Source organism: Acidibrevibacterium fodinaquatile (assembly GCF_003352165.1).
GTDB classification, from domain to species: Bacteria; Pseudomonadota; Alphaproteobacteria; order Acetobacterales; family Acetobacteraceae; genus Acidibrevibacterium; species Acidibrevibacterium fodinaquatile.
This window is the reverse complement of sequence record NZ_CP029176.1, coordinates 535,030-561,917: the sequence shown is the minus strand read 5'-3', so window position 1 is coordinate 561,917 and position 26,888 is coordinate 535,030. Positions and strand designations below refer to the sequence as shown.

General features: G+C 64.6%; 19 protein-coding genes. 10 read left to right on the top strand and 9 right to left on the bottom strand.

The genetic code is table 11. The features are described from left to right. Positions 1-15: 15 nt before the first annotated feature. From DEF76_RS02730 to DEF76_RS02705, 5 genes are all read right to left on the bottom strand, one after another. Positions 16-438 (bottom strand): type II toxin-antitoxin system VapC family toxin, encoded by a 423-nt coding sequence (locus DEF76_RS02730; protein ID WP_114911014.1) that lies wholly within the window; start codon positions 436-438, stop codon positions 16-18. Beyond that, entirely contained in the window at positions 435-689 is a 255-nt protein-coding gene (locus DEF76_RS02725) for a FitA-like ribbon-helix-helix domain-containing protein (RefSeq protein ID WP_114911013.1), read from the bottom strand. The genes DEF76_RS02730 and DEF76_RS02725 overlap by 4 nt, the downstream gene beginning before the upstream one ends. Before the next feature lie 79 nt (positions 690-768). Further along, positions 769-1,737 (bottom strand): DUF2493 domain-containing protein, encoded by a 969-nt coding sequence (locus DEF76_RS02720; protein ID WP_456303852.1) that lies wholly within the window; start codon positions 1,735-1,737, stop codon positions 769-771. A 285-nt stretch (positions 1,738-2,022) separates the two neighbouring features. After that, positions 2,023-3,081, bottom strand: a complete 1,059-nt coding sequence (locus tag DEF76_RS02710; protein ID WP_114911011.1) for a DUF7146 domain-containing protein — start codon at positions 3,079-3,081, stop codon at positions 2,023-2,025. Beyond that, positions 3,081-7,463, bottom strand: a complete 4,383-nt coding sequence (locus tag DEF76_RS02705; RefSeq protein WP_114911010.1) for a strawberry notch family protein — start codon at positions 7,461-7,463, stop codon at positions 3,081-3,083. The genes DEF76_RS02710 and DEF76_RS02705 overlap by 1 nt, the downstream gene beginning before the upstream one ends. A gap of 185 nt (positions 7,464-7,648) precedes the next feature. Between DEF76_RS02705 and DEF76_RS02700 the strand changes: the two genes are divergently transcribed. The 6 genes from DEF76_RS02700 to tnpC all read left to right on the top strand — a co-directional run bounded on the left by DEF76_RS02700 (position 7,649) and on the right by tnpC (position 15,407). Continuing rightward, positions 7,649-7,891, top strand: coding sequence for a type II toxin-antitoxin system Phd/YefM family antitoxin (locus DEF76_RS02700; protein WP_114911009.1), 243 nt, complete (start codon positions 7,649-7,651; stop codon positions 7,889-7,891). Further along, positions 7,888-8,313 carry a type II toxin-antitoxin system VapC family toxin gene (locus DEF76_RS02695; RefSeq protein WP_114911008.1) on the top strand — a complete coding sequence of 142 codons (426 nt, stop codon included), beginning with the start codon at positions 7,888-7,890 and terminating at the stop codon, positions 8,311-8,313. The genes DEF76_RS02700 and DEF76_RS02695 overlap by 4 nt, the downstream gene beginning before the upstream one ends. Positions 8,314-8,797: 484 nt before the next feature. After that, a complete protein-coding gene (locus tag DEF76_RS02690) occupies positions 8,798-12,463 on the top strand; it encodes a hypothetical protein (protein ID WP_205216085.1) in 3,666 nt (1,221 codons plus the stop codon). Positions 12,464-12,891: 428 nt separating this feature from the next. Continuing rightward, on the top strand, positions 12,892-13,317 hold the full coding sequence (gene tnpA, locus DEF76_RS02685) for an IS66-like element accessory protein TnpA (protein ID WP_114911006.1): 426 nt from the start codon (positions 12,892-12,894) through the stop codon (positions 13,315-13,317). Beyond that, positions 13,314-13,661, top strand: coding sequence for an IS66 family insertion sequence element accessory protein TnpB (tnpB, locus tag DEF76_RS02680; RefSeq protein WP_114911005.1), 348 nt, complete (start codon positions 13,314-13,316; stop codon positions 13,659-13,661). Before tnpA ends, tnpB begins: the two co-directional genes overlap by 4 nt. Positions 13,662-13,744: 83 nt before the next feature. Then, positions 13,745-15,407 (top strand): IS66 family transposase gene (tnpC, locus tag DEF76_RS02675; RefSeq protein ID WP_114911004.1). Its coding sequence is split into 2 segments (ribosomal slippage): positions 13,745-15,040 and positions 15,042-15,407, totalling 1,662 coding nucleotides; the frame shifts between segments, so codons are not numbered across the junction. On the opposite strand, the gene DEF76_RS02670 is transcribed toward tnpC, so the two are convergent. The 3 genes from DEF76_RS02670 to DEF76_RS02660 all read right to left on the bottom strand — a co-directional run bounded on the left by DEF76_RS02670 (position 15,408) and on the right by DEF76_RS02660 (position 18,513). Beyond that, complete coding sequence (locus tag DEF76_RS02670) at positions 15,408-15,842, bottom strand: DUF6915 family protein (RefSeq protein WP_205216084.1); 435 nt, start codon at positions 15,840-15,842, stop codon at positions 15,408-15,410. It lies immediately after the preceding gene. A gap of 11 nt (positions 15,843-15,853) precedes the next feature. Further along, on the bottom strand, positions 15,854-16,318 hold the full coding sequence (locus DEF76_RS02665; protein ID WP_114911003.1) for a DUF6878 family protein: 465 nt from the start codon (positions 16,316-16,318) through the stop codon (positions 15,854-15,856). A gap of 74 nt (positions 16,319-16,392) precedes the next feature. Further along, a complete protein-coding gene (locus DEF76_RS02660) occupies positions 16,393-18,513 on the bottom strand; it encodes a ParB/RepB/Spo0J family partition protein (RefSeq protein WP_114911002.1) in 2,121 nt (706 codons plus the stop codon). Positions 18,514-19,170: 657 nt separating this feature from the next. On the opposite strand from DEF76_RS02660, the gene istA reads away from it, so the two are divergent. From istA to ltrA, 3 genes are all read left to right on the top strand, one after another. Beyond that, complete coding sequence (gene istA, locus DEF76_RS02650; protein WP_408842814.1) at positions 19,171-20,688, top strand: IS21 family transposase; 1,518 nt, start codon at positions 19,171-19,173, stop codon at positions 20,686-20,688. A 21-nt stretch (positions 20,689-20,709) separates the two neighbouring features. Beyond that, entirely contained in the window at positions 20,710-21,462 is a 753-nt protein-coding gene (gene istB, locus DEF76_RS02645; RefSeq protein ID WP_114910999.1) for an IS21-like element helper ATPase IstB, read from the top strand. 391 nt (positions 21,463-21,853) lie between these two features. Continuing rightward, positions 21,854-23,392, top strand: a complete 1,539-nt coding sequence (gene ltrA / locus DEF76_RS02640; protein WP_114910998.1) for a group II intron reverse transcriptase/maturase — start codon at positions 21,854-21,856, stop codon at positions 23,390-23,392. A gap of 524 nt (positions 23,393-23,916) precedes the next feature. Here the strand turns inward: ltrA and DEF76_RS02635 are convergent. Continuing rightward, complete coding sequence (locus DEF76_RS02635; protein WP_114910997.1) at positions 23,917-25,098, bottom strand: IS110 family RNA-guided transposase; 1,182 nt, start codon at positions 25,096-25,098, stop codon at positions 23,917-23,919. 152 nt (positions 25,099-25,250) lie between these two features. On the opposite strand from DEF76_RS02635, the gene DEF76_RS02630 reads away from it, so the two are divergent. Continuing rightward, positions 25,251-26,602 (top strand): IS3 family transposase gene (locus DEF76_RS02630; protein WP_408842539.1). Its coding sequence is split into 2 segments (ribosomal slippage): positions 25,251-25,586 and positions 25,589-26,602, totalling 1,350 coding nucleotides; the frame shifts between segments, so codons are not numbered across the junction. The last annotated feature ends 286 nt before the right edge of the window (positions 26,603-26,888 follow it).

The window sequence follows — 26,888 nt, the reverse complement described above, 5'->3', positions numbered from 1 at the left end:
TGCGTTGATCGTCGTTCACACTGCGGCTATCCATGGATCGATCACGGTGACGCCAGCGGCGACAAACGCGCTCGTGTCGCGGGATACGACTGCGAAATCATGTGCCGCGGCGATGGCGGCGATATAGCCGTCGGGCGTCGGGAAGCCTTTTCCGGCGGCGCGCGCCCTGAGAGCGAGTTCGGCGTATCGGCGCGCCGCGCGGGTATCGAACGGCAGGATGCGGTCCGTGAACAGGTCCAGCACGCCATCGAGTGCTGCGGTCAGCTTGTCCTTGCGGCGCCCCTTGGGTAGCGCGCCGATGCCGAACATCAGCTCGGCGACGGTGACGCTGGAGAGAAAGAGCGTCTCTGCCGCCTGCGCGTCGAGCCAGGCGCGGACGGCGGGCGCCGGTTCGGGCTTCATCGCCTCGGAGACGACATTGGTGTCGAGCAGGATCATGCGAAACGCAATGGCTCGGCGGGCCTCGCGTTGCGGGACTGGTCGAGGGCTTCGACATCGGCGTTGGTGAGGCCGATCTTGCGGCTCATCTCCGCCAGCGCGGAGCCGAGGCGTAGCCGGTCTTGTGGCCGTACCGCACTGTCCAGGATGGCGCGCATTTCCGCCTCGGTGCTGCGATTGTGCTGCGCCGCCCGGACTTTCAGGGCGCGATGCGTCTCGTCGGAGAGATTGCGGATGGTGACAGCAGGCATGATGGCACAATCCCGTGTACGATACTGATGATAGCAATATAAGGCATTGCTATCATCGGTCAATGCTGGAAGGCGGCGCTCACGCGCCGCCCTTGCCGAACTTCCACACCGGAATGCCGAGCTTCCTCGCCTTATCGGCGAGGTTGTCCTGGATGCCGGTGCCCGGGAAGTGCAGCACACCGATCGGCAGCGCCTCCAGCATAGCGTCGTTGCGTTTGAACGGCGCCGCCTTGGCGTGCTTCGTCCAGTCGGGCTTGAAGGCGATCTGTGGCACCTTGCGGTTATCGGCCCATTTGGCGGCGATCAGTTCGGCACCCTTCGGCGAACCGCCGTGCAGAAGCACCATGTCGGGGTGCTTGGCGTGGACCCGGTCGAGCCTCGTCCAGATCAGCCGGTGATCGTTGAAGTCGAGGCCGCCGGTCACGGCCACCTTCGGCCCAGCCGGCAAGAGCAGCTCGCGGTCGGTGCGCTTTTTGGCGGCGAGGAAGTCGCGGCTGTCGATCATCGCGGCGGTGAGATGGCGATGGTTGACCTTCGATCCGCTACGTGGCCGCCAAGTCGAGTGCGTGTGCCGCTCGAACTGGTCCGCGGCCTGATCGCGCATCAGCTCGAAGGCGTCGCGGCGCTCGATCAGCGTCTGCCCTTCCGCGATCAGCCGCTCGAGGGCGACGGATTGGACCTCCGATCCATCCTGCTCCCGCTGCGCGCGTTGCTGTGCCACCTCGTTGTCATCGAGTACGCGCTCGATCCGCTCGATGGCGCGGTGGAACATGTTCACCGTCGACCAGAGCAGATCCTCGAGATCGGGTTCAAGGCGCGTCCCCGCGAGCGCCACGACCAGGGCGTCGAAGATGTCGACGATGCTGCCGGCGAGCATGTGCGCTTCGGGAAGCGGCCGTGGATCGGGCTCATCGTGGAAGGGCCGGTAGCCGTAGAGCTGGAGTTCCTGAAGGACGCGGTCGGTCGGGGATGCGTTGTGGCGGGGCTCGAACTCTTCGTCATGATCAATGGACATCGCGGCTTTCCTCATCGGATCGGCCGCGCCCATCGCGGCCTTCATGGCGACGAAGGCGGCGGGCGGGGCGGACCTGCACCCGCAGCAACGCGGAGGGCCGCAGCGGCAGCGGAGGATGGCGAAGGCCGGCGATTTTGTTTCGCGATGGAAAGGCGCGTAGCGCCGCCGGAAAATCGTCGGCCGCAGCCATTGCCGGTCCGCCCCGCCTGGCGCCCGATCGCCCTCTCCAGAAGGCCGTGGGCGCGGCCCTCGCCGACGCACGAGGAAAGCCCGGCCATGCGATGGCGAAGCGAGCTCCGCACGTCATCCCCATTTCGGCTATGCCGCCAACTCCATGAAGCGGGCGACGTCCTGCGCCGCGATCTGCCCCCGTATCGCTGCCCGAAATGCGTCGACGCCGCGCAGTCTGAGGTCTTCGTTGAAGTCGCCGAGAGCGGGTGAGAGCACCAGGGCCTCGATCCTGGCCGATTGCGCGCGGGTGACGAGGCTCGCCACCGCGCTGGCGCCTGCTTGGTCGTTGTCGCGGGCGATGTAGAGGCGCCGCAGCATGTCGGGGAACAGGATGGCCGAGAGATGGGCTGCCGAAAGCGCGGCGATCATCGGCATGTTGGGCAACACGCAGCGCAGTGACAGCATCGTCTCGATGCCTTCGCCGGCGGCAAGAACCTCGCCGGCAACGCCGAAGCGCACCGCATGACCGAGCAGATCGCCCAACGCCCGTCTCGGCGTTTCGATCGGCGCCTTGCCGAGGCTTGCTTCGCTGAAGCCGTCGGGGTCGAGCCAGGTGCGATGGACGCCCGTGAGGTTCCCCGAGAGATCGGTGACGGCGGCGATCATCGCGGGCCAGGTCTCGGTCGGGCTGTGCTCATCGGGCCGATAGTAGCAACGCGGGTGGAAGCGCAGACTCTTGGTTCCGTGCAAAATCGCAATGCCGCGTCTGCGCAAATAGGCCGCAACAAGGGTGCGCTCGATCGGCTGCGAGATCGCGAACAAGCGGCGCGCGGCTTCGGTCGCGCGGTGACGTGCGTCCTGCCGTGCCGAGGCGGTGATCGGTGGCATGGCTAGTTCTGACAGACCGAGAAAACGCCGCGCCTCGGCAACGACGTCCTTGAACTCAGCGAGGCCCTGGCGCTCGCGGATGACGTCGAGGAGATCGCCATATTCCCCGGAGGCGGCATCTCGCCAATGCCCGGCGGCGCCGGGTCCGTCATCGGGGCCACTGAGGCGGACAAACATCGACCGCCCCGGCGCATTGCGAACATCACCCACCACCCAGTAGCGCCCCTGCCGCCGCCCATTGGCGAGGTAATGCCGGCACACGGCTTCGGCGTTGCGGGCGAGGCGCTGGGCGAGATCGGCGGCATCGGGGCGTTCCATCAGGCCACCTCCCGCTCGCCAATGCGCTCGACCGGGTAGCGGTCCAGCAGCCGCCCGAGCACCGCGGCGCCGCTCGCATCGGTCGGCACGAACATGCGTAGCCTCCAGGAGATGATCTCGCCGAACAGGCCATCGGCGCGCAGCCGATCGCGCATCCCCTCGGTGAAGCCGGAGAGTTCGATGCGCAGCGCGTTCATGACGCGGACACGGCGGAGTTGCAGACCCTCGGCGAGATCGAGGACCGTCCGCCCCTCCATCAGCGCCGCAAAGGCCGCGTCGGGCGTCAGGGTGGCAGCCCCGGTCAACGAGGCATTGGCCGCCCAGGCGGGCGAGACCTTGCGCCCGATGATCCGCTCGCCATCATCGGTCTGAAGCCGATAGACGCGCGTCGACTCATTGGGCAGCCGCTTCCAGATCGGCAGCAATAGCCCCGCGACGATGTGCAACGTGCTCTCGGAGAATTCCGGAACCTGCGCCACTTCGCTGTTCCACGCGGCGGCGAAGGTGTCGCGGTCCGTCTCGGCCCAATGGCTTTCCGCCATCGTGTTCAGCGAGACGGTGTGCTGCTCCATCGGCCGGACCAGCCGCACGCGGCGTTCGATCTCGCCGTCATCGAGCATGACGCTCAGCGCCGGAATCTGCACCGCGGCGCGGCCGGAGCGTTCGTTGACGAGTAGCACCGCCCTGCGGTCAGCGAGATGGTCGAGCGCTTGATCGAGGCTGACCGGATGATTGCGCCGCCGCTCGGTGATGGTCAGCAGACGGGTTTCGGCGCCGGTCGCGGGGTGGGTGTAGATCGTCCGGCGATCGGTGATGACGAAGCTCTCGGCCTGCAGCGTCTCCAGCCCGACATCGTAGGCGCCGCTGGCGATGGCGCCCTCGATCTTCGCGTTCAGCAACTGCTCGAAGGCGGTGAACAGCACGCCCTGCAGATCGATGGTCAGCGCGAGCAGCCGACTGAGGAAGGTGGTGATAGGCGGCAGATCGTCCTTCAGGCCGGTGGCGTCCATCAGTGAGAGGCCGGTGGCCTGCTCGAACGTCTGAAGCGAGCAGCCTTCGACCTTGCCGCGAACGAGCAGCAGGTAGAGCTGGCGCAGCGCGTCGCGCGCATACGGGCTTTCAAGATTGTCCTCGGGTCGGAACAGGCCCTGACCGCCGGTCTGGCGCTGTCCGCGCGTGATGGCGCCGAGCGTGTCGAGCCGTCGCGCGATGGTCGAGAGGAAGCGCTTCTCAGCCTTCACGTCGGTCGCGATCGGCCGGAACAGCGGCGGCTGCGCCTGGTTGGTGCGGTTGGTGCGGCCGAGCCCCTGGATCGCGGCGTCGGCCTTCCAGCCTGGTTCGAGAAGATAATGGACCCGCAGCCGCTGATTCCGCGCCGAAAGCTCGGCGTGATAGCTGCGCCCGGTGCCGCCCGCGTCCGAGAAGACGAGGATGCGCTTCACGTCATCCATGAAGGCGGCGGTCTCGGCGAGGTTGGCGGACGCGGCCCGGTTCTCCACCACCAGCCGGTCACCCTTGCGGATGATCCGCCGCGAACGGCCCGTGACCTCGGCGACGAGATCCGTGCCGAAACGCTGAACGATCTGATCGAGCGCGCCGGGCACTGGCGGCAGCGAAGCGAGCCGCTCGATCAGCTCATCACGGCGGGCGACGGCCTCGCGGCTCTCGACCGGCTGGCCGTCGCGGAAGACGGGCCGGGAGGAGAGATTGCCCTCACTGTCGGTGAACGGCTCGTAGAGCTGCACCGGGAAGGAATGGGCCAGGTAGTCGAGAACGTACTCGCGCGGCGTGATGTCGACGCGAACGTCGCTCCATTCCTCGGTCGGGATTTCGGCGAGGCGGCGCTCCATCAGCGCCTCGCCGGTGGAGACAATCTGGACGACCGCGGCGTGGCCTTCCGCAAGATCGCGCTCGATCGAGCGGATCAGCGTTGGCGTCTTCATGCTGGTCAGGAGATGACCGAAAAAGCGCTGCTTGGCGCTCTCGAATGCCGAGCGCGCGGCCGCCTTCGCCTGGCGGTTCAGCGTGCCGGTCTCGCCGATGATGTTGGCCGCCTGCATCGCGGCGTCGAGGTGATTGTGGATGATCGCAAAGGCGCCGGCATAGGCGTCGTAGATGCGGCGCTGCTCGTTGGTGAGCGTATGCTCGACCAGCTCGTATTCGACGCCGTCGTAGGAGAGCGAACGGGCGGCATAAAGGCCGAGCGAGCGCAGATCGCGCGCCAGCACCTCCATCGCCGCGACGCCGCCGGCCTCGATCGCCTCAACAAATTCGGCACGGGTCGCGAAGGGAAAATCCTCGCCACCCCACAGACCGAGGCGTTGGGCGTAGGCGAGATTGTGGACCGTGGTGGCGCCGGTCGCCGAGACATAGACGACGCGCGCATCCGGAAGCGCGTGTTGCAACCGTAGACCAGCGCGTCCTTGCTGCGAGGGTGCGACTTCGCCGCGTTCGCCCTTGCCGCCACCGGCGTTCTGCATGGCGTGGCTCTCGTCGAAAATGATGACCCCGTCGAAGCGGTTTGGCTTCCCTGTCGCGGCACCGCCGCTCCCCGCCTCTTGTCCTAACCATTCAATGATCTGCCGGACGCGCGAAAGCTTCTCGCCGCGGTCATCGGACCGCAGCGTAGCGTAGGTTAAAAATAGGATGCCTTCGGTGAGCCGGATCGGTGTGCCTTGAGGGAATCGCGAGAGCGGCGTGATGAGCAGCCGCTCCATGCCGAGGGCCGCCCAGTCGCGTTGCGCGTCTTCGAGCAGCTTGTCGGACTTCGAGATCCAGACCGCCTTGCGCCGCCCGCGCAACCAGTTGTCGAGGATGATGGCGGCGGACTGGCGGCCCTTGCCGGCGCCGGTGCCGTCGCCGAGCATGAAGCCGCGGCGGAAGCGCACGGCGTTCGGCGCATCGTCGGGCGCGGCGGTGACGAGATCGAAGGTCTCGTCCACCGTCCAAGCGCCGGCGAGATATTCGCCATGGGCCTCGCCAGCATAGATCACTGTCTCGACCTGGGCGTCGGACAGGAGGCCCTCGGTGACGAGGCGGGAGGGCAGCCGCGGCCGATAGCTCGGTTTCGGCGGCGCGACCGAGGCCATCGCCGCGGATTGCACCAGCTTGGTCGGGTGCGGCTGCGCGCCGGGAATACGGATCGATTGGAGGCGATACGCCTCGTAGATCGCGTCGCTGAGGCGTGCGCCCTCGGGCGGCGTCCAATCGGCCGTGTCATAGGCGAGATCGAGGGCCTCGGGATCGGTGACCGGCGCTCTGGCCGGCTGGGTCGGGATGGCGCGTACGCGAGAGACAGGCACGGTGCGCGGCACGACAGGGGCGGCGATCGGGATCGCGGCAGACCGTTCGACCGCGAGACGGGGCGGAACCTGATCGCCGATCCAGCGGAGAAGCGTCGCGACATCGGGCGCCATGCCAGGGGATTCAGGGAATGCGCTTGGATCGTCGGCCGGCGCCTTGTCGATGACGGTCAGCCTCGTTTCGACCGACGTGCCATGCTTGGCGTAAACCGGCCCGCCGATCGCGGCGCTGAACACGACCCGGCCGCGCTCTTGCAGTCGGACGAACGCGTCCCGCCAAGCGGGTGCTTCGGGGGCGAAGTTGGCGCCGGTGATCGCGACCAGCCGCCCGCCATCGGCAAGGCGCGCGAGCGCGGAGCGGATGTGGCGATAGGCGGTATCCGCCATGCGGCCGGCAACGTTCGCCATGGCCGAGAAGGGCGGGTTCATCAGCACCACCGAGGGTGCGATGGACGGATTCAGATAATCGTGGATCTGCGCCGCGTCGTAGCGGCTGACCGGGGCGCCGGGGAACAGATGGGCGAGCAGCTCCGCGCGGGTCTCGGCGAGCTCGTTCAGCGCCAGGATGCCGCCAGCAAGGGCGGCGAAGACGGCGAGCAGCCCGGTGCCAGCGGAAGGTTCCAGCACCAACTCGCCTGGCGTGATCGCGGCAGCGAGGCTGGCTGCGAAGCCGAGCGCGATCGGCGTCGAGAACTGCTGGAGCGTCGCGCTCTCCTCGGAGCGGCGCGTATGCGTGGGCAGCAGCGCGGCCAGCTTCGCCAGCATGGCGAGCATCCCCGTCGACGAGCCGGCGCGGGCGCGCATGGCCGGCCCGTGCCGGCGCAGGAACAGAACCTGCGCTGCCTCGCAGGCCTCGTAGGCGTCCTTCCATACCCAGGTGCCGGCGGCGTCGGAGGCTCCGAACGCCGCCTCCATGGCGGCGCGGAGGATGGCGGCATCGAGGGCCTGGCCCCGCTCCAGCGAGGGCAGCAGCAGACGGGCGGCGTGCAGGATGGCGGACGCCCGATCAGGCGCAGCGGGCGCGGACGGGGATGCGAGCACGGCCGATTGCTCGGCCAGCGCGGGGACTGCGAGGTTCATGGGGGGATTCCGGAGAGCTTGGTTCCGAGGCCGGCGGGCGCTCTCTCGACCCGACCTGGCTCACCCCCTCCCGGCCGTCCTCCTGCTCTCCGGGCTCCCCGTGCCCGAGCGGTGACCCGCTCCGGCGCTTTGGTTCCAGCCCGCGCCGTGCTACATATGACCAATTAGATGGTCAGGAGAGCCTCATGGGCAGTGTGAGCATCGCCGACGCCAAGGCGCATCTGAGCGAACTGGTCGAGCGCGCCGCCGGCGGCGAGACCGTGCAGATCACGAGCCGCGGCAAGCCGGTAGCACGGATCGTCGCCGCGAAGGCGCCGCGCAAGCGCATCGACATCGTAGCCTTGCGTGCGATGGTCGAAAAGATGCCGATGCAGGCGGAGCCGGCGGGCGAGTTCATCCGCCGCATGCGTGACGAGGCGCGTTATTGATCCTCTATCTCGATACTTCAGTGCTCGTCGCGGCATTGACGCATGAGGCAGAGACCGAGCGCATGCAGCGCTGGCTGGGAGACCAGGATCCGGAACTTCTCGCGATCAGCGATTGGGTGACAGCAGAGTTTTCCTCGGCACTTTCGATCAAGCTGCGGTCTGGGCAGATCGAGATGCAGCACCGGGCGGATGCGCTCGCCATGTTCACCACGATGAGCGCGGATACCTTCACTGTGCTGCCGATCTCCGGGGCGCAGTTCCACACCGCCGCGCGGTTTGCCGATCAGCACGCGCTCGGCGTGCGGGCCGGTGACGCGCTGCATCTGGCGATCTGCGCCGATCATGGCGCCACCCTTTGCACGTTGGACCGGCGACTCGGTGAGGTAGGGCCGGCCCTGGCGGTGAAGACGGCGCTGCTATGAACGCGCCGCCGGCGAGTGCGCGAAGACCAGTGGCAGCCCGGCGGCTTGATGCGTGGGAAGCTGACATGCCCGCCGATCGCTCGCACGGCGGAGATGGGTGGCTTTGCGACGGTCCGCTTCCCGCGGTGGGCCAGCGCGACAGCGGTCATTCGGATCGAGGTCGGGTTGACCGGGAGGATCTCCGTCTGCCACCCTGGAAGCAGCAACCGGCTCTAAAGCTGCTCTCACGGGCAACCGCGCGCCTGTGCCCCTCAATCGGTGCAGCCTTTATACGACAGCACTTATGCGAGTAGTCACCGCCAGTCACGTCACAGATTGGGCGAACCGCGAGAGGCGGGACTGTCAGGCAATACTGCCGATTCTGATCCGTAGGCTGGTCCAAGCCACAGCTTCGCATATCGAGCGGATCGATTTCCCCGGTGGCGATTCGGTGTCGGACGAGGGTTGGGATGGCCGCCTCACGTGCAAGTCGCGTAGTTCGTTCGTGCCGGACGGCGTTTCCGGCTGGGAGATCGGCAGTGACAAATCGGCCGTAACCAAAGCCGATGATGACTATGCGAAGAGGGTTAAGGATCCACTCGACCTTGACCCGGCCCTTACGAACTACGTGTTTGTCACACCGCGCGCATGGCCCAAACGACACCAATGGGAGCGCGACAGACGTGCAGAGAAACACTGGCATGACGTCCGTGTCATCGCGGCTGGCGACCTGGAGCAGTGGCTTGAAAGCGCCCCCGCCGTAGCACTTTGGCTGGCCCGGCATCTCCGTTTGGCACCGTCAACTGGGCTGACAGGTCTGGAGGAGTGGTGGGACGAATGGGCCAAGGCAACCCGCCCTGTCATGACCCCGGCAATGCTACTGGGAGGTCGCGAAGAGGAAGTTGAGCTGACTAAACGCTGGTTCGAGAACGGACCGGATAAGTTGGAAATCCAGGCCGATGCACCGCACGAAGCCGTCGCCTTTCTACATGCTGCGGCGACCCAATGGCCGAAAGCCATTCAGGAAGCGCTGTTATCGCGCTGCGTGACGGCCGCCACAGAAGATGCTTTTCGCGCCGCGTCAGCCTGGTCGGTTCCGCTAGTGATCGCCGCGTCTGCTGACGTGGCGCAGTCAGGGGCCGGTGCCGCACTGCAAGGCGGGCATCATCTGTATCTGGCTGTCGGTCGAACCCTGGTCTCCCGGCGTGCGGGGCCAACTCGGCTGCCTCGCGTAGACCGTCTAGCCTTGGAGAAGGCTTTAATTGAGACATCTCTGCCGCGAGAGGAAGCGGTTGGCATCGTAGCTGAGTGCGGGCGAAGCGTGGCCGTGTTGCACCGGCGCCGCTCCGCAGTCGAGGCGATCCGCCGACCGCCATGGGCGGTGCCAGGGCAGGGTGAACTGCTTGTTCCGGCCATACTGGCTGGTGCCTGGACTGAGGAACTCAGGCCCACGCAGGATGGCCCATTTGGCCCAGCACCGCCGCAACTGCTTGACCGCGACGTTCTGAGTCGGCTCTCCCGGGTCGGCAGTTATGACGCTGTAATCGCGGCTGTGCGAAGCCTTTGCGCGGGCGACGATGCACCCTTTCGAAGCGCGGCCAAGGTTTGGCGTCTGACGGCTGCGCTCGACGCTTGGTATCTGTTGGCGGAGTTTATTCGAGAAGATGATCTCGTGAAATTGGGTGAGGTTGTGGTTGGAGTCCTACCGATCCAGGACCCAAAGTACGAGCTGCCTGACGACAAGCAATGGATGGCCGCCACCTACGGCAAGGAGCAGCTCCATTCGGGTTGGCTCCGCGAGGGACTGGCGATCTCGCTTGCCATAGTCGCGCAACACGGCGAGCTGCTTCGGCTACCTGTCCCGTTTGGAACATGTCCAGGGTTCGTCCATTCGATCGTGCAACATATCTTTTCTGGATTGCGCGTTTGGCAGGCATGGGCATCTATGGGCGACGTGCTTCCAATCCTCGCGGAGGCCGCGCCAGAAGCATTTCTTTCCGCTGTCGAAGGATTTGTCTCCGATCATTCAGACGAAGCACGTAGTCTTTTGACCGATGGAGGTGGTGAGGCTGGTCTTACCGGCGAATGTCGCCACGCTGCGCTTCTCTGGGGGCTGGAGCGCTTGGCATGGGATGCGGAATATCTTGCGCAGTGCATTGTGAGCCTCGGCCGACTTGATACAATCGACCCGGGCGGCCGGTGGAGCAACCGGCCCTTTAGCAGCCTGTGTGAGATACTGCTGGGGCCCGGCGATCCATATACATTTGCCACAGCCGAACGGTGCCTGAAGGCAGTCGATGCCTTGATCTCGGAAGTACCTGGGACGGCGTGGCGGCTCTTCCTTCGTGCAGCTAAACCGTTGAGCGGCAGGATGGTCCGTGACCCGCCCGCATATATGCAGGCGAAACCCGATGGATGGCGGCCGTGGTCGGTTGAACAAAGGCGGGCATTCTGGTCAGGAATGTCAACCCGTCTACAGGAGTTCGTTGAGGGGGGCGGTCAAGACCGGATTGTGGATTCGCTTGGTTGCCTCCATTTCTTGCCCACTGCTGTGCAAACCGCTGTTGCGAACTGGCTTGATGGGCAGGAACTGAAGCCTGTCGGAGATGGCGCAAATCCGCTTTGGGCTGCGGTGAGAGGGGCATTGGTCCAGTCCTTTGGCACGGAGCGCCCGCTAGTTCCGGAGGTTCAGGACGCATTGACCCGCGCCAACGCGGCTCTTTCACCAACGAACCCCCAGGTCGTGGCGTCATGGTTGTTCGCGAACGAGCCGCCTCAGCTTGCCGACGGTGACACCAACGATTGGCACGAATATCAGCGCCTACTAGCAGATCGCCGAATGGCAGCCGTTCGGAATCTGATGGATACAATTGGAACCAGATCGCTCCTGGATTGGTCCGCCAGCCTGCCAGACCAACACGCGTTCGGGCTCTCTCTTGCTGCAGCGGCGACCGAATCCGAAGACACCAACCTGGCAAACCCAATGCTTTCCGCAGTGCGGGCGGATGCGCGCGAACCTCCGATAGTGCTTCTCGCGTACGTCGTCTGGCGGCTCGCAGAACGACGGGAAGGTTGGCTGGCTCGCTGGCTCGCTGAAGCCAAGATGAGCTCGCAGCCCGCGGCAGCGATGGCCGCGCTCTGTTGTGCATTGCCCTTCGAGCCAGAGACGTGGCGACGAGCGGAAGCTCTAGGGTTAGAGGTTGAACACAATTATTGGCGCTGGGCGCGGGGAAACCCGGGTCAGGGCGCGACCTCCGAGGACCTTGAACACGCGGTGGAGCGGCTGCTCGCAGCGGGCAGGCCGACGGTCGCTCTGCAATTCATCATCCTGCGGAGGCCCCCAGTCCTACCTGGGCAGTTGCTTGTCGGGCTGGGGAAAGCGTTGCTGCAGCAACTGAATTCACCTGAGGCTAGAGTACGATCCAATTTCCAGTGGGAACTGGAGCGCCTCTTCGAGCATTTGGACCAGGCGGAAGGTCTTCCCGTCACCGATTTGGCCGCGCTGGAATGGTCCTTTCTGCCATTTCTTGTGCATGGGCAGCGCAAACCAAAAGCCCTGCGCAGCCTATTGGCATCCGATCCGTCACTGTTCAAGGAGCTGATTTGCCTGATCTGGAAACCAGACAAGGAAGCGGCTGGGCAGGACGCGGAAGACGAATCCGGGACGGAAGATGGGCAGGAAGGTCACGCGAGGATGGCCTACGACCTACTCGACTCCTGGAAGGGGCCGCTGCCCGGCCAGACGGCGAATGACCTCGAGTTCAACGTCCTAGAAACGTGGGTTTCTGAGGCGAGACGCCTTTGCCGCGAAGCTGGCCGTGCAGGGATCGCTGACGTTAAGATTGGAGGATTGCTAGCTTACGCCCCCAAGGACCCGTCGGATGGGGCTTGGCCGCATGGGGCTGTGCGTCGGCTTCTGGCAATGCTGCATAGCAAGGAGATCGATGACGGTTTTCTGACTGGGATCCTTAATGCCAGGGGCGTCACGACTCGCGGCTTGCGCGACGGTGGCAAATTGGAGCGCGTCGAGGTCAATCGATATAAATCTTGGGCATCTACTATGCGTGGTTCGGCACCCTACACTGCCCGCCTTCTAAGCCTGATTGCTGAAAGCTACGAAGCAGACGCCAAACGACAGGACGAGATGGCTAAGCTGAACGACCTGCGATAATGCCGACGAATTCACCGCGGGCCTTCGTGAAATCGCACATGGGCCCTTTGCCCCATTACAGCCTGCCCACCAACCGACGACCGGAAGTTTGAAGTCCGAGTGATGGCGGCAAGGTAGGTCTGAATAAGTCTCTGCCTTGCCGACCGGGTTATTGAAGAGATTCACGAAAGCCCGGTTAGCTGGGGACTTGTTCAGAACTTTCCTTACGGACACTTGTGGAAAAACGTCCGCTTTCCGGACGTCGTCAAAGGCGTGTGAATGACGCGGATGGGTCGACAGTGGCCGGCGCACTTGGCGGGTGCACCATCGTTGCGCGCTTTGCCGCGGAGGAGGCGTATCCATCCGGTCTGAGCCGCCTGCCGCTACGACAGCGAGCCGCTCATAAGAGCGCTGCTATGAGCTGATTCATATGCAGGGAGCTTTGGCGGATGGAGATCATCACGGGGGCTGAGCGCCGTCGTCGCTGGCGGGATGAGGACAAGCTGCGAATTGTCGCGGAAGCTGAGGCACCGGATGCGGTGTTTGCGTTGGTGGCACGGCGGCACGAGATTTCGCGAGGGCAGTTGTGGAAATGGCGTGGGCAGGTTCGACGCGGTGAGTTGGCGCCGGTGCCGGTGGAGCCGGAGTTCATCCCGGTTCGGATGATGGCGAGTGCGGCACTGTCGATGCCGCGAGCATCGAGTAAGTCAGCGGCCATGAATGAGACCGCCGGAGAGCCGGCGCCGCAAAGCCGAGCATCCCGATCGGATCCGAGCCGGATTGAGATCGTGCTGCCGGACGGAACCTGTGTTCGGGTTGATGATGGGGTTGGAGTTGCCGCGTTGCGCCGGGTGATGATGGCGGTGCGGCGATGATCCCGGTTTCGGCCGGGGTACGGATCTGGCTGGCGTCGGGGCACACGGACATGCGTCGCGGCATGAAGGGTCTCGCGTTGCAGGTTCAGCAAGGTCTCGGCCGAGAGCCATTCTGCGGTGACGTTTTCTTCTTTCGGGGACGCAGTGGGTCGCTGATCAAGGCGATCTGGCACGATGGTGTTGGGTTGTCGTTATTTGCGAAGCGTTTGGACAAAGGGCGGTTTATCTGGCCGCAGACGACGGATGGGGCTGTGTCACTCACGGCCGGTCAGGTGGGTTATCTTCTTGAAGCGATCGACTGGAGAAATCCACAACAAACCTGGCGGCCACAGTCTGCCGGGTAAGCGCAGAAAATCAGGGCGAAAATCTGCTGTCTGCTGCTGATTTCTGTAGCGCAACCCTCGCAGTTCATGATTCAATCCGATTCATGGATATCGATTCGCTGGCCTTGCCGGACGACATTGCCGCACTGAAAGAGATCGTTCGACGAGCGATGTCGCGGGCTGATGCAGCCGAAGCCGATTCAGCCGCAGCGCGCGCCGCGCAGTCCGATAGCGCCGCCTACATCGAGCATCTGAAGCTGCAGATCGAGAAGCTCAAGCGCGCGCTCTACGGCCCCAGGGCGGAACGCACGGCGCGGCTACTCGACCAGATGGAGCTGAAACTCGAAGAGCTCGAGACCACCGCAACCGAAGACGAGCTGCGCGCTGAGCAGGAGGCCGCGAAAGCGAAAACCACGACTGTCGCCGGCTTTACCCGCAAACGTCCATCGCGCCAGCCGTTCCCCGAGCACCTACCCCGCGAGCGGGTTGTCCTGCCCGGGCCGACCCAATGCTTCTGCTGCGGTGGCTCGCGCCTGGCCAAGCTCGGGGAGAGCGTGACCGAGACGCTGGAATCCACCCCGCGGATTTTCAAGGTGATCCAGCATGTACGGGAAAAGTTCACCTGCCGCGACTGTGAGAAAATCAGCCAGGAACCAGCGCCGTTCCACACCATTCCGCGCGCCTTCGCCGGCCCCAGCCTGCTCGCGATGATCGCCTACGACAAGTTTGGCCTGCATCAGCCGCTGAACCGCCAATCCGAACGGTTCGGCCTCGAAGGTGTCCCGCTCAGTGTCTCGACCCTGGCCGATCTGATCGGCGCGACCTGCGTCGCGCTGAAGCCGGTATACAACTTCATCAAGTCGACTGTGTTCAAAGCAGAACGGATCCACGGCGATGACACTACCGTGCCGGTGCTGGCGCAGGGTCAGACCGATATCGCGCGGGTCTGGGTTTACGTGCGCGACGATCGGCCGTTTGGTGGGTCGGGCCCTCCCTGCGCGGTGTTCTATTACTCGCACGATCGCGCCGGTATTCACCCGCAAACTCATTTGGCCGAATACAGCGGGGTATTCCAGGCCGATGCGTATGGCGGCTACAACAAATTATACGTGCCGACCCGATCCCCTGGCCCGCTCATCGAGGCGGCGTGTTGGGCCCATGGGCGACGAAAATTCTTCGAGTTGGCTGATATCGCGCGCAACGCCAAACGCCGCGCGCAAGGCAAGACGCCCGCCTTCGTAGCACCCATGGCGCTGGCCGCGCTGCAGCGAATCGACACGCTGTTCGAGATCGAGCGGGGGATCAACGGCCGGTCGCCCGCCGAACGCCTGGCAGTGCGCCAGCAGCTCTGCGGGCCGCTGGTCACCGAGCTGGAGAGTTGGATGCGCGCTGAGCGCGCCCAAACTGTCGCGTCACAACGATGTCGCCAAGGCGATGGACTACATGCTGAACCGCTGGCCGGCGTTCACGCGGTTCCTGACCGATGGGCGGATCTGCCTGACCAACAACGCGGCCGAACGCGTCCTGCGGACCCTGGCTCTGGGCAGAAAATCATGGTTGTTCGCGGGTTCCGATCGGGGTGGAGAGAGGGCTGCCATGATGTACAGCCTGATCACGACGGCAAAAATGAACGATGTCGATCCACAGGCCTGGCTCGCCGACACCCTCGCGCGCATCGCCAACCATCCGGCGCAACGGATCGGGGAATTGATGCCCTGGAACTGGATCGCGCCGCAAAATCAGAGCCCCGCCGCACAGGCCGCCTGATCAACCCATACCAGGGATGCGTGAACGCCGACCGGCAATCAGACCGCGGCACTCACCGGATGGATACGAGGAGGCCTTGGTCACCGCGAATGGATCGACGTCCCGATGGATCGGCTGGGCGCGGCCCATCCACGGTTCGGGGCGGATGCGGCGGGCCCAGTCGGCGAAGCTCGGGATGAAGCCGAGGTCCTCGCGGACATGCTGCTCGCCGATCAACCGTAGCGGCACAACACGCCCGCTCGAGACGGTGATGGTCGGCCCGAAGAACCGCTCCGCCATGAAGATGCCTTCGGCATGATGCCGCAGCGCCCGATGTCGGAAATCCGATGTCAGAATCTTCGACTCATCGAACCAGGAATGCAGAAGCAGGTATTCGTCCGCGGTCCCGCCCCAGAGGCGCGCCGAGGACAGGGCGTGATGATACGGGTGTGCCATCGTCGCCCCCGTCAGAATTCGTGTTCGGAGTAGGAGGTCGTCATCACGCGCTCGTTGTATTCCAGACGGATGGTGCGCTCGCCGACATCGAAGATGAATTCGCCATAGGCGCCGTCTTCGTTCTCCCAGCCGTTATGCACCTCTTCGAGGAAGTCGTAGGCCAGCTTTTCGATCGCGTCGCGCACAGGCATGGTCTCGGTCTGCACGCCGCTGCCGTCCCAGAGCGGGGTGCGGATCTCGATGGTGCCGTCGGGCAATTCGGTGGGGGTTTCGTCCGGGCCCGTCGCGTCGATGCTCTCGATCTGTCCGGAGTCACCGGCGCCGTCGAAGTGAACAGTGACACACTGGATGCCAGCGGCCTGAAGCATGTCGAACAGCGCGGCCTTGTTGAGCGGTGTCACCTCGCGGGCCAACCGGCCGCGCAGCCGGGCCTGGGCCTCGTACTGAGCGAAGGCATCGTTCGGGTTGTCGATCACGGGGGTGTTCCTCCGGGGTGCGGGAAAGCCGAAGCTCGGAAGGCCCGAGGCAGGGTGCCCCGGGCCTTCATCGGTCACTCAGCGGCGATGGCCTGCGGCAGGGCGGGATCTTCGGCGTCGATCAGGAACGCCGGCAGCGCGATGATCGCGTCGGCGTCACCGTCGGCCGTGCCCTCGGCTTCATCGTCACTGGCCGCGGGAGGGACGGCCGCAGCCTCATCAGGCAACCCGGGCGTGCGGAGCGGCTCGGGCAACCAGCCGGTGCCGGCAAGCAGGCGTTCGGCCGCCTGCGCCATCTCCGGCTTCTTCAGGTGGTCGATCAGCTGGGCTGCGTGCTCGCCCTTCGCCTCGCGCACGGCTTCCAGGATGCGCGCCTTCGGCACCCGGCCGAGATAGGTCTCCACCGTCGGCGCCCAACCCGCCGCCGCCATGTCGAGACCGACTGCCTGGGCCAACCGGTCGGCGTGGGCCAGCGCGCCAGGACGGCGGTTCCAGGGTTCGTGCAGCGCGTTGATCGTCAGTGCCGCGCAATGCGCGAACAGCGCCGCGAGCGTGTCGGTGTCGAACCCGACGAGCGCGTCCCAGAGTTCGCCGGACGTCGCGGGCAACTGCTTCACCCACGCCTCGTGCCGCACGTCGATGGCCTTGGCGGACGCGGTGTCGTTCAGTCCGGGAGCCTGGGTCCCGAACCCGGCGCTCTTGGCCTCGATCTCCAGGCACGTGTCGGCGGTGGAGCGATAGAACAGGCGGAGGCAAAACGCGTGGAGCACGGCAAGGAACGCCGTGTCCCAGTCGTTCCCCAAGGCTTCCCGCAATGCGACTGTTCGGTGCGCGGTGAGTTCTGTCATCAGCCGCTCGGGCAGCGGCGTCCGGCCCTCGTCCTCCTCGGGCACCTCGGCGGACGGCTCCGCGGCCGTGGTGGTGGTCGAGGGCGCCTCCGTGGCGGACGGGGTCGCATTGCCCTCGGGCGCGATGCTGGCCGGCGCTGCCGCATGATCGGGATCGTCGGGCGTTGTCACTGGCGGCTCATCCTCGGGCCGGACGTAGCCGCGCTCGACGCGCAGCGCGCCGTCACGGTCGATGCTGACGAAGGCACCGGCGCGGACGATGTCGGCGGGATCGAATGTCGACGGGCGGTTCTGGAATGCCTCGATCGTCGCTTCGATTTCGAGCAGGCGCGCCTCGACCGCCTCGGGCAGTTCAGCGGCCTCGCCATACTGCGCCTCGAGCGCGCCGTATTCGCCCTTCAGCGCATCGAACGTCGCCTGCTCCGCCTCGGTCAGCGGATTGGTGCCCGGCAGCGGGCGCAGCCCCTGCCGATGGCCGTAGGGGAAGTCCGGCGCGGCCTCGACCCATCTCCAGCCTTCGGCGCGGATGGCGTCCGCCTCGCGGGCCAGGCGCTCGGCCACCAGCCGGTCGAGCAGCGCCGGGTCCTGGAACCAGCCGCCATCGTCATCCTGGAACAAGTCGCGCATCACGATGCCGCCGGCGGCCTCGTACGCCTCGGTGCCGACAAAGCGCGCGCGCCGGTCGGTCGCACGCACCGCCCCCTCGGTCAGTGTGCGGCGGATCGTGTGCGGCTCCTTGTTCCAGCCACGTTGGATCGTCGCCCACACCTGCTCCTGCCGCGCGTGATCATCGCTGATACAGAACGCCATCAGCTGATCGAGCGTCATCGCGCCCTCGGCATAGGCGTCGAGCAGCCCCGGGCTGGCGGCGGCGAGCTTGAGCCGCTGGCGCACCACCGCGGCGGTGACGCCGAACGTGGCGGCGATTTCCTCCTCGCCCTGGCCCTTCGCGCGCAGCGCCTGGAAGGCACGGAACTGATCGAGCGGGTGCAGCGCCTCGCGGTCAGTGTTCTCGGCGAGGCTGTCCTCCTCGGCGAGGCCATCGGTCTTGACGATGCAGGGGATGGGCGCGGTCTTGGCCAGGCGCTTCTGCCGGACGAGCAACTCCAGCGCGCGATAGCGCCGGCCGCCGGCGGGCACCTCGAACATGCCCGTCTCGTTGCCGTCGGCGTCCAGCACCGGGCGCACGCTCAGGCTTTGCAACAGGGAGCGGCGGGCGATGCTCTCGGCCAGCGCCTCGATGGAGACGCCGGCCTTCACGCGCCGGACATTGGCCTGGCTCAGGACGAGCTTGTTGAACGGAATGTCCCGGGACGGGTTCAGGACGATCTTCTGGGTCGCAGCCATCGGTGATCTCCGCGACGGGCCGGCCGGGAGCCTCTCTCCCAGCCCCTCGACCCGTCGGTGCGCCAAGCGCAGCCCTCTAACTCTCTGAACTGAAAGGAGAACACCGGAGTTGGAGGCAAAGCTACCGATACTCCTGGGGGGTGTGAGACCCTCCCCGCCACACGGTGCAGCGTGGGGCGAGAAGCGAACGGGTGAGGCAGACCGGGTGCTTCCGGGACGCCGTAAATCAGCAGAACCCGTTAAAGCCAGGCGTGAGGGGACTTCCGGTCCCGACAGCGGCCCGGCCAGCGAGTCCGCCATGGAGAGGGAAACCGAACCGATGGCCGAAGCCCCGTCAGAGGGTACCTCACCGACCCGGAAGTGGGTGAGGCAGTCGCAAGACTTGTGGAGCGCCGACACGCAATTGATGGGTGCGCGTCAGGGACCTCGGGGCAACCCGAGGTCAGCCGCCGGGATGCAGATTCCGACGGAAGCCGGCCGGGGATTCCGATTTGATGTCGGCCAGCGTTCCGATTTGAAGCCGGCCACCATTCCGATTTAATTCCGGCCACCTGGCGGGGATTTTTCAGCGTTTTCGGCTGGGTCAGCAACTCGGGCAACTGTCCTCTCGTTACCATCAACGAGGAGGGCTGGATGCCGGCGAAGAGAGAGCTGACGATGCGGCAGATACGACAAACCTTACGGCTGGCCAGTGACGGCATCAGCGCCAGGGCGATGGGGCGGATGCTGGGCGTGGCGCGGAGCACGATCCAGGACAATCTGAAGCGGGCGCAGGCAGCGGGGCTGGCGTGGCCGTTGCCGGCCGACCTCAGTGATGCGGTTTTGGAGGAGCGGCTGTTTGCCCGCAGCGGCGCGCCGCGGGGGGTGCGCCGGCGCGCCGAGCCGGTCTGGAGCGAGCTGGTCTGCGAGTTCAAGCGCCCGGGCGTGAACCTGATGGTGCTGTGGGAGGAATATCGCGCCGGGCATCCGGAAGGGTACAGCTACAGCCGGTTCTGCGATTTGTTCAGGGAGTTCGAGGCACGGCTGTCACCGGTCATGCGCCAGGAGCACCGGGCGGGCGACAAGGTGTTCGTCGATTATTCCGGCAAAAAGTTGGGCATCACCGATCCCGCAACTGGCATCGTGCGCATGGCGGAGATTTTTGTCGCGGTGCTGGGCGCGTCGAACTACACCTACGCGGAGGCGAGCTGGACCCAGACGCTGCCGGATTGGATCGGCGCGCATAGCCGCATGTTCCGGTTTTTTGGCGGCGTGCCGCGGCTGATCGTGCCGGATAATCTGAAGTCCGGCGTCAACAAGGCGTCGTTCTACGATCCAGAGATCAACCTGAGCTATGGCCGGATGGCCTCGCATTACGGTGTTGGTGTTTTGCCGGCCCGGCCGCGGCGCCCGAAGGACAAGGCGAAGGTGGAAGCCGGTGTCCGCTTTGCCCAGAGCTACATTCTGGGCCGGTTGCGCCAGCAGACTTTCTTCTCTCTGGCTGAAGCCAACCAGGCGATTGCCGGCATGGTGGAGCGGATCAACGCGCATGTCATGCGCAGGCTCGGCGTCAGCCGGCGGCATTTGTTCGAGACGATCGAACGCCAGGCTTTGGCGGCATTGCCAGAGACCGACCATGAGTTTGCGGAGTGGGGTTTTGCCCGCGTCTCGCTGGATTATCATGTCGAGGTCTGCGGCTTTTTCTACTCGGTGCCGCATCAGCTGATCCGCCAGCAAGTCGATACCCGCGCCACCGAGCGGATGGTTGAGATCTTCCACCAAGGCAAGCGGGTCGCGGTGCATCAGCGCCGCTATGGCGGTCCAAGGCACGGCACTGCCCCTGAGCATATGCCGAGCGCGCACCGGCGCTACGCCGCATGGACGCCGGAGCGGTTCCGCTCATGGGGCGCATCGATCGGCCCGCAGACCGAGGGGCTGATCATCGCCATCCTCGCCAACCGGCCGCATCCGGAACAGGGGTTTCGGACATGCCTTGGCATCCTGCGGCTGTTCAAGGAGTTGGACCGTCCGCGCGCCGAGGCGGTGGCGGCCCGAGCGGTCGCCTTTGGCGCGTTCAACTACAAGAGCATTGCCTCGATCATCGCCAGCAAGCTCGACCAGACGGCCAGCCCGCCAGATGAGGCGCAGGCGGTGCTGACCCACGGCAATCTGCGCGGCGCCGAATATTTTCACTGATTTCCACTGAAAGGAACAAGCATGCTCACCCACCCGACCCTCGACCTGCTGCTCAAACTCGGCCTGCACGGCATGGCCAAAGCCTTCAAGGACCTCGACGCCCGGCCGGAGGTTGCCGGTTTGGCCCATGCCGAATGGCTGGCTTTATTGCTCGAGCACGAGGCCACGTTGCGACAGCAGAAACGCTTCGAGAGCCGCGCCCGCGCGGCCAAATTGCGCCAGTCCGCCAGCGTCGAGGATGTCGATTACCGCGCCCCGCGCGGCCTCGACCGGGCACAGTTCCTGAAACTCGCCAGCTGTGACTGGGTGCGCGCCCGGCATAATCTGCTCATTACCGGCCCCTGCGGGGTCGGCAAAAGCTGGCTGGCCTGCGCGCTGGGCCAGAAGGCTTGCCGCGAGGATCTCTCGACCGCCTATCACCGGGTGCCGCGGCTGTTCTCTGCCCTGGCGCTGGCCCGCGCCGATGGCCGTTACGCCAGAACACTGCGCCAGATCGCCAGGCTCGACCTGTTGATTTTGGACGATTGGGGCCCCGAGACCCTGAACGCGGACCAACGCCGCGATCTGCTGGAAATTATCGATGACCGCCACGAGATGCGCTCCGTCATCATCACCAGCCAAGTGCCGGTCGAGCGCTGGTACGAAATCATCGGCGATCCCACCATCGCCGACGCCATCCTCGACCGCCTCGTCCACAACGCCTACCGCATCGAACTCACCGGCGAGAGCCTCCGTAAAAAGCGCGATCCGGCACCGGCCCACGCCCGAACTTGACCCAAAACAAGGACACGATAATCATTCAACCAGACCCAACCGAAGACGCTCAGGTGGCCGGCTTCAAATCGGAACCCCGGCCGGCTTCAGTTCGGAAGCAGTGGCCGGCTTCAAGTTGGAATGCATGGCCGACTTCATCGGAATCCGCAGCCGGGAAAGCCTGCAAGGCTCGGCAGCCAGAATCCACGCGGGGTAGAGTCGGCTCCTACAGCGGACGAGGAGCAGCGGTGGAACTTGGGAACCCGCCCGCGTTTCCGAACCCCTCGGGGGACGGATGGCCGAAGCGACCGGCGAACGCGCGCGGTGGGGGCGGAGCCCGCATAGTAGTCCGGGGACGGGAAAGCCGTCCGCATGGCGAAGGCGGGCAGTGGATACAACTTGCAGGCAGGAGATGGACACTTTGTCCGGCACGGTGAATACCGAGTTCATTCTCGACATGCAGCGCAAGCTGTATCGGTGGAGCGCCGCGGACTCTGAAAAGAAGTTCGCGGATCTGTTCAATATTGTATGCGATCGTGGAACGTTGGCCCATGCTTGGCAACGGCTGGCTCGTAACAGGGGCAGCAACACACCGGGCACGGACCGCGTGACACGAAAGACGGTCGAAGAGCGGCCCGATGGCGTCGCGGGTTTTCTGGAGGATATCCGGCAAGACCTGCGGGGAGGAACCTACCAACCTCAACCTGTCCGGCAGAGGCTCATCCCGAAACCGGGCAAGCCTGGGAAGTTCCGCCCCTTGGGCATTCCCACGCTCAAAGACCGACTGGTCCAAATGGCGCTCAAGCTGGTGCTGGAGCCGATCTTCGAGGCGGACTTCTACCCGATCTCGTATGGTTTCCGGCCCGGCCGAAGCACCCATGACGCACTCGCAAGGGTGCGCCACAGACTGAACCCGACATCAGCCGGTCCCTCGCGGACACGGTTCGTGATCGAGGGCGATATCAAGGGGTGTTTCGATGCCATCGATCATCACGTGCTGATGGAACGGGTGCGACACCGCATCCAGGATCGCAAGGTCCTGCGGCTCGTCCTCGCCTTTCTGAAAGCTGACATCATGATCGAAGGCAGCCTTCGGCATCCTGTGACCGGCACCCCGCAAGGGGGCATCGTCTCGCCGCTCCTGGCCAATATCTATCTCACGGCCATCGACGAACGATACCGGCGTTGGGTTCCCAACCCACGCGACAAGACCCGAGAGCGGGCGCAACAGCGCCTGCAATCCGACTATAGACGTGGTCGGCCGGGCTTCTACGTGGTTCGTTACGCGGATGACTTCGTCGTCCTCGTGCAGGGAACACAGCAGCATGCTGAGCATGAGCGCGAGGCGCTGGCGCAGTTCCTCAAAGAGGAATTGCGCATGGAGTTGTCGATGGAAAAGACCAAGATCACCGATGTCCGGGAAGGCTTCGACTTCCTGGGCTATCGGGTCGCACAGGAGAGAATGCCGTCTACGCGACGGCGCGTCGGCATGCTCTTCATTCCGAAGGGCAAGTCACAGCTGCTGCGCGACAAGATCAAGGCCAAGGTGAGGGAAACGCCGACTGGCAACAGCCTCGCCGATCTTATCGACGACCTCAACCCGGTCATCATGAGCTGGCGCAACTACTACCGGTACGCCACGCGTTCCGGGAAGGAGTTCGCCAAGCACGACTGGTGGCTGTGGTGGCGCCTGAAATCCTGGCTCGGCAAGAAACACAGCAAGGCGCCCGTAGGGACGCTGCGCCGCATCTATGCCGGGCCGAGGACTGGGGAGCGCAGCGGCTGGCGGATGGGCGGGAAGAAACTCGCCCAATTTGCTGACGCCAAACGCCTGCGATACCCGGACCGGGGTCTTCGCATACCGAACGGATGGAACGCCACCCCGGACGAGTCCTTCCGAAAGGGAGCCGACAAGTTCTGGGAGGCAACCCGCGTCCTCGCTTCACTGTGAGGGCCACCCGTGGCTCATGGCCACGCATAGAGAGCCGGATGCGGGGAAACTCGCACGTCCGGTTCGGAGCGGGGGATGAAGAACCCTGCCCCGGCAACGGGGCAAGGCGCTTCATCCCTACTCTACCGAAAATCCCCTCCGCCCTCTCGCTTTTATGGGGCTTCCGGAGTCAAGGGGGCACCCCAGGTCGCACGACTCAGGGAGCACAACCCTAACCAGGGCCGTGTTGGTGGGCACCTCATCCGCATCATCGTGGCCCACACCTTTCGATCGAAGGAATCACCCGGACGGAGCACCGTTTGCAAGAGCCGATCACCGGCTTGACTTTTATCCGGTCCGATACCGTCAGCTGCCCGACTGGCTCGCAACCCAAATCCCGTTTGCTGCGGGTGCGGCGCTCCGAGGGACGGGACCCTTCTCTACGAACGGCGTCTTTCAGCCCAGCGAGAGTTCGGTCACACATCCGCCCGGCATTCCCGACGGTCGCGACCCGTACGGGAATTCGAAATTTATGCCGGCAGCGATCAGGTCACGATCGCGCCGCTGGGAACGGTCCCGATCGTCGCATATCGCCACAGCGCGACAAGCAGCTTGCGCGCGAGAGCCACCACCATGATGCGCCGCATCCGGCCCGTCGCCCCTTCGGTCCGCTTCTGAAACCACCGAGCCAGATCGCTGTCGGGTTGCCAGAACAGCCAGCGCCAAGTGATCTGGATCATCTGCGCCCGCAGCATCGGCGGCCCCGCCTTCGTGATCCCCTGATCGCGTGACGCCGAGCCGCTCGCCCAAGGCGACGGCGCCAGCCCACTCCAGCCGCCGAGTTCACGCCGATTATGGAAGTTGCGCCAGAATACCTCGCGTACCAGGATCGAGGCGTCGTTCGTTCCGATGCCCTTCAGCCGGTTCAGGACCGCGATCATCGCCGCATCGCGGTGGTGGTCGGCTGCCGATACCTCCTGCTGCCGGCCCACCTCCGCCACGGCATCTCGTTCGGCCTCGACCCGCGCAAGTTGCTCCATAACCAGCGACAAGCGTTCCAACTCGCGCACGATTTCCTGCTTGAGGCAGGCTCCCAGGCGACGCCCGTCTCCCGTTATGATCTCATCCAGCCGCAAGGCGGCACCCTTGGCGCGTGGATCGAAGTCCATGATCCCCTGCGTCTTCAAGAGGCCCTTGATGCGATTGGTATGTGCGGTCCTCTCCTTGACCAGACGGTGGCGCTCGCGAAGCACGCGGCGGGCATCGTCCTGCTCCACCGTCGGCACGCGCACCTCGCTGAGGACCTGATGCTCGCCGCGCGCAAACGCCATCAGCGCACGCACCATGCCCCGGGCGTCGATCCGATCCGTCTTCGCTCGCTTCGCCCGCCGGTCCACAAGCAGGCTGGCCGGATCGATCACAACCACCCGGATGCCCAGCGCATCGAGCCGGCGCTGGAGCCAGAAACCCTCATATCCCGCCTCGTAGCAGACGATCACGGTCGGCGATCTGTTCCCAGCCGCCTCGACCTTCGTGCGCATGCGCTCAACCAACGCCAGAACCGCATCGGCGTCGCCACAAGCAAAGGTATGGATGGCGATCTTGTCCGCCATCGGCGTGTGCACCCCGATCACCCACTTTGAGCGGCTCATCTCCACCGAAACGAAGATGTTGCCGTCAATGCCCGAGGCCTCGGGCGCCGAAACTGCGTCTTCCTGACTGAGCATCGTCCTTTCTCCTATGATAGTTCGAGAGGGCGAACTGTAGCAGGCGGCGTGCCTTCCTCCCCATAGGTGTCCCCCGTCAGCACCCCTGAGACAAAACTGGCATCTTGAATAAGGGAGGATTTCTGGCTCATCGTAGCGACGAAGGAACATAGATGAGCCAGAAATCCTCGACTTTAAAACCACCCGCCGAGGCGGTGGTGCGTGACATTCGCCGCGCGACGCGGCGGCATTATTCGGCGGAAGATAAAATCCGCATAGTGCTGGAGGGGCTGCGCGGTGAGCACAGCATCTCCGAGCTATGTCGGCGCGAGGGCATTGCCGAGAGCATGTATTATTCCTGGTCCAAGGAATTCCTTGAAGCGGGCAAGCGCCGCCTGGCGGGCGATACAGCGCGGGAAGCCACCTCGGGCGAGGTAAAGGCGCTGCGCCATGAAGCCCAGGCCCTCAAGGAGGTGGTAGCTGAGCAGGCGCTCGAGCTGCGCCTGCTTAAAAAAAACATGATCGGGGCTGGGGACGGCCGCGAATGAGGTATTCCGCCCCCGAGAAGCTGGAGATCATCCGGTTGGTTGAACAATCACACTTGCCGGTGCGCCGAACGTTGGATCAACTCGGCATCCCCCGCCCGACATTCTATCGCTGGTGCGAGCACTATCGCGCTGGCGGGCCTGAGGCGTTGCACGACCGCCCCTCAAAGCCAGACCGCGTGTGGAACCGCATCGGCGATGACATGCGCAACAAGATCATCGAGCTGGCCTTGGATAAGCCTGAGCTCAGCCCGCGCGAGCTGGCCGTAACGTTCACAGATGCAGAAAGCTATTTTGTCTCCGAGGCATCCGTCTACCGGCTGCTCAAGGCGCACGATCTGATCACCTCACCAGCCTTCATCGTCATCAAAGCTGCCGATGAATTCAAAACCAAAACTACAGCGCCAAACCAGCTCTGGCAGACAGACTTCACGTATTTGAAAGTGATTGGCTGGGGCTGGATGTATCTCTCGACCATCCTCGATGATTATTCCCGTTACGTCATCGCCTGGAAGCTGTGCACTACCATGCAGGCCGAGGATGTTACCGACACGCTGAACCTCGCTCTCGACGCTTCAGGCTGCGCCTCAGCTACAGTCGCGCATAAGCCACGCCTGCTATCCGATAACGGGCCGTGTTACATCGCGGCCGATCTGGCCAAATGGCTGGAGCGGCGAAATATCGAACACATCCGTGGCGCGCCTTGTCATCCGCAAACCCAAGGCAAGATCGAACGCTGGCACCAGACGTTGAAAAACCGCATATTGCTCGATAACTATTACCTGCCGGGTGATCTTGAACGTCAGATCGCAGCCTTCATCGAGCATTACAATCACCGCCGTTACCATGAGAGCCTCGGCAACGTAACACCAGCCGATGCCTATCATGGCAGGGCCCAGGACATCCTGCGTCAGCGGCAACAAATCAAACGTCAAACCATCCAGCTAAGACGCTTGCGCCATAACCAAATAGCCGCTTAAACTTTTAACCCAACTGGTGAGCTCAACCCTCCGTTAAATCACGCTGCCAATTGTCTCAAATCATTCGACGACGGACACCCATAGGATCTCTCGGCAGAACCGAGCCTCAGGCGCCAGGGGCATCCGCCAGTGGTTCTCTCGGCAGAACCGAGCCTCAGGCGCCAGGGGCATCCGCCAGTGGTTCTGGCAGATTGACCACCTCGGCGCCGGCGGCGCGGTAGGCGGTCGCCATGGTCTATGGCCGTGAGCGGAGCAAAGCCGAACGTGTCGTGGACGGGAGGATCGA

Bases quoted from the DNA above. Each gene is read 5' to 3' on its own strand.
- DEF76_RS02730 (WP_114911014.1), bottom strand. From the start codon at position 438: ATGATCCTGCTCGACACCAATGTCGTCTCCGAGGCGATGAAGCCCGAA.
- DEF76_RS02725 (WP_114911013.1), bottom strand. From the start codon at position 689: ATGCCTGCTGTCACCATCCGCAATCTCTCCGACGAGACGCATCGCGCC.
- DEF76_RS02720 (WP_456303852.1), bottom strand. From the start codon at position 1,737: ATGGGCGCGGCCGATCCGATGAGGAAAGCCGCGATGTCCATTGATCAT.
- DEF76_RS02710 (WP_114911011.1), bottom strand. From the start codon at position 3,081: ATGGAACGCCCCGATGCCGCCGATCTCGCCCAGCGCCTCGCCCGCAAC.
- DEF76_RS02705 (WP_114911010.1), bottom strand. From the start codon at position 7,463: ATGAACCTCGCAGTCCCCGCGCTGGCCGAGCAATCGGCCGTGCTCGCA.
- DEF76_RS02700 (WP_114911009.1), top strand. From the start codon at position 7,649: ATGGGCAGTGTGAGCATCGCCGACGCCAAGGCGCATCTGAGCGAACTG.
- tnpA (WP_114911006.1), top strand. From the start codon at position 12,892: ATGGAGATCATCACGGGGGCTGAGCGCCGTCGTCGCTGGCGGGATGAG.
- tnpB (WP_114911005.1), top strand. From the start codon at position 13,314: ATGATCCCGGTTTCGGCCGGGGTACGGATCTGGCTGGCGTCGGGGCAC.
- DEF76_RS02670 (WP_205216084.1), bottom strand. From the start codon at position 15,842: ATGGCACACCCGTATCATCACGCCCTGTCCTCGGCGCGCCTCTGGGGC.
- DEF76_RS02660 (WP_114911002.1), bottom strand. From the start codon at position 18,513: ATGGCTGCGACCCAGAAGATCGTCCTGAACCCGTCCCGGGACATTCCG.
- istA (WP_408842814.1), top strand. From the start codon at position 19,171: ATGCGGCAGATACGACAAACCTTACGGCTGGCCAGTGACGGCATCAGC.
- istB (WP_114910999.1), top strand. From the start codon at position 20,710: ATGCTCACCCACCCGACCCTCGACCTGCTGCTCAAACTCGGCCTGCAC.
- ltrA (WP_114910998.1), top strand. From the start codon at position 21,854: ATGGACACTTTGTCCGGCACGGTGAATACCGAGTTCATTCTCGACATG.
- DEF76_RS02635 (WP_114910997.1), bottom strand. From the start codon at position 25,098: ATGCTCAGTCAGGAAGACGCAGTTTCGGCGCCCGAGGCCTCGGGCATT.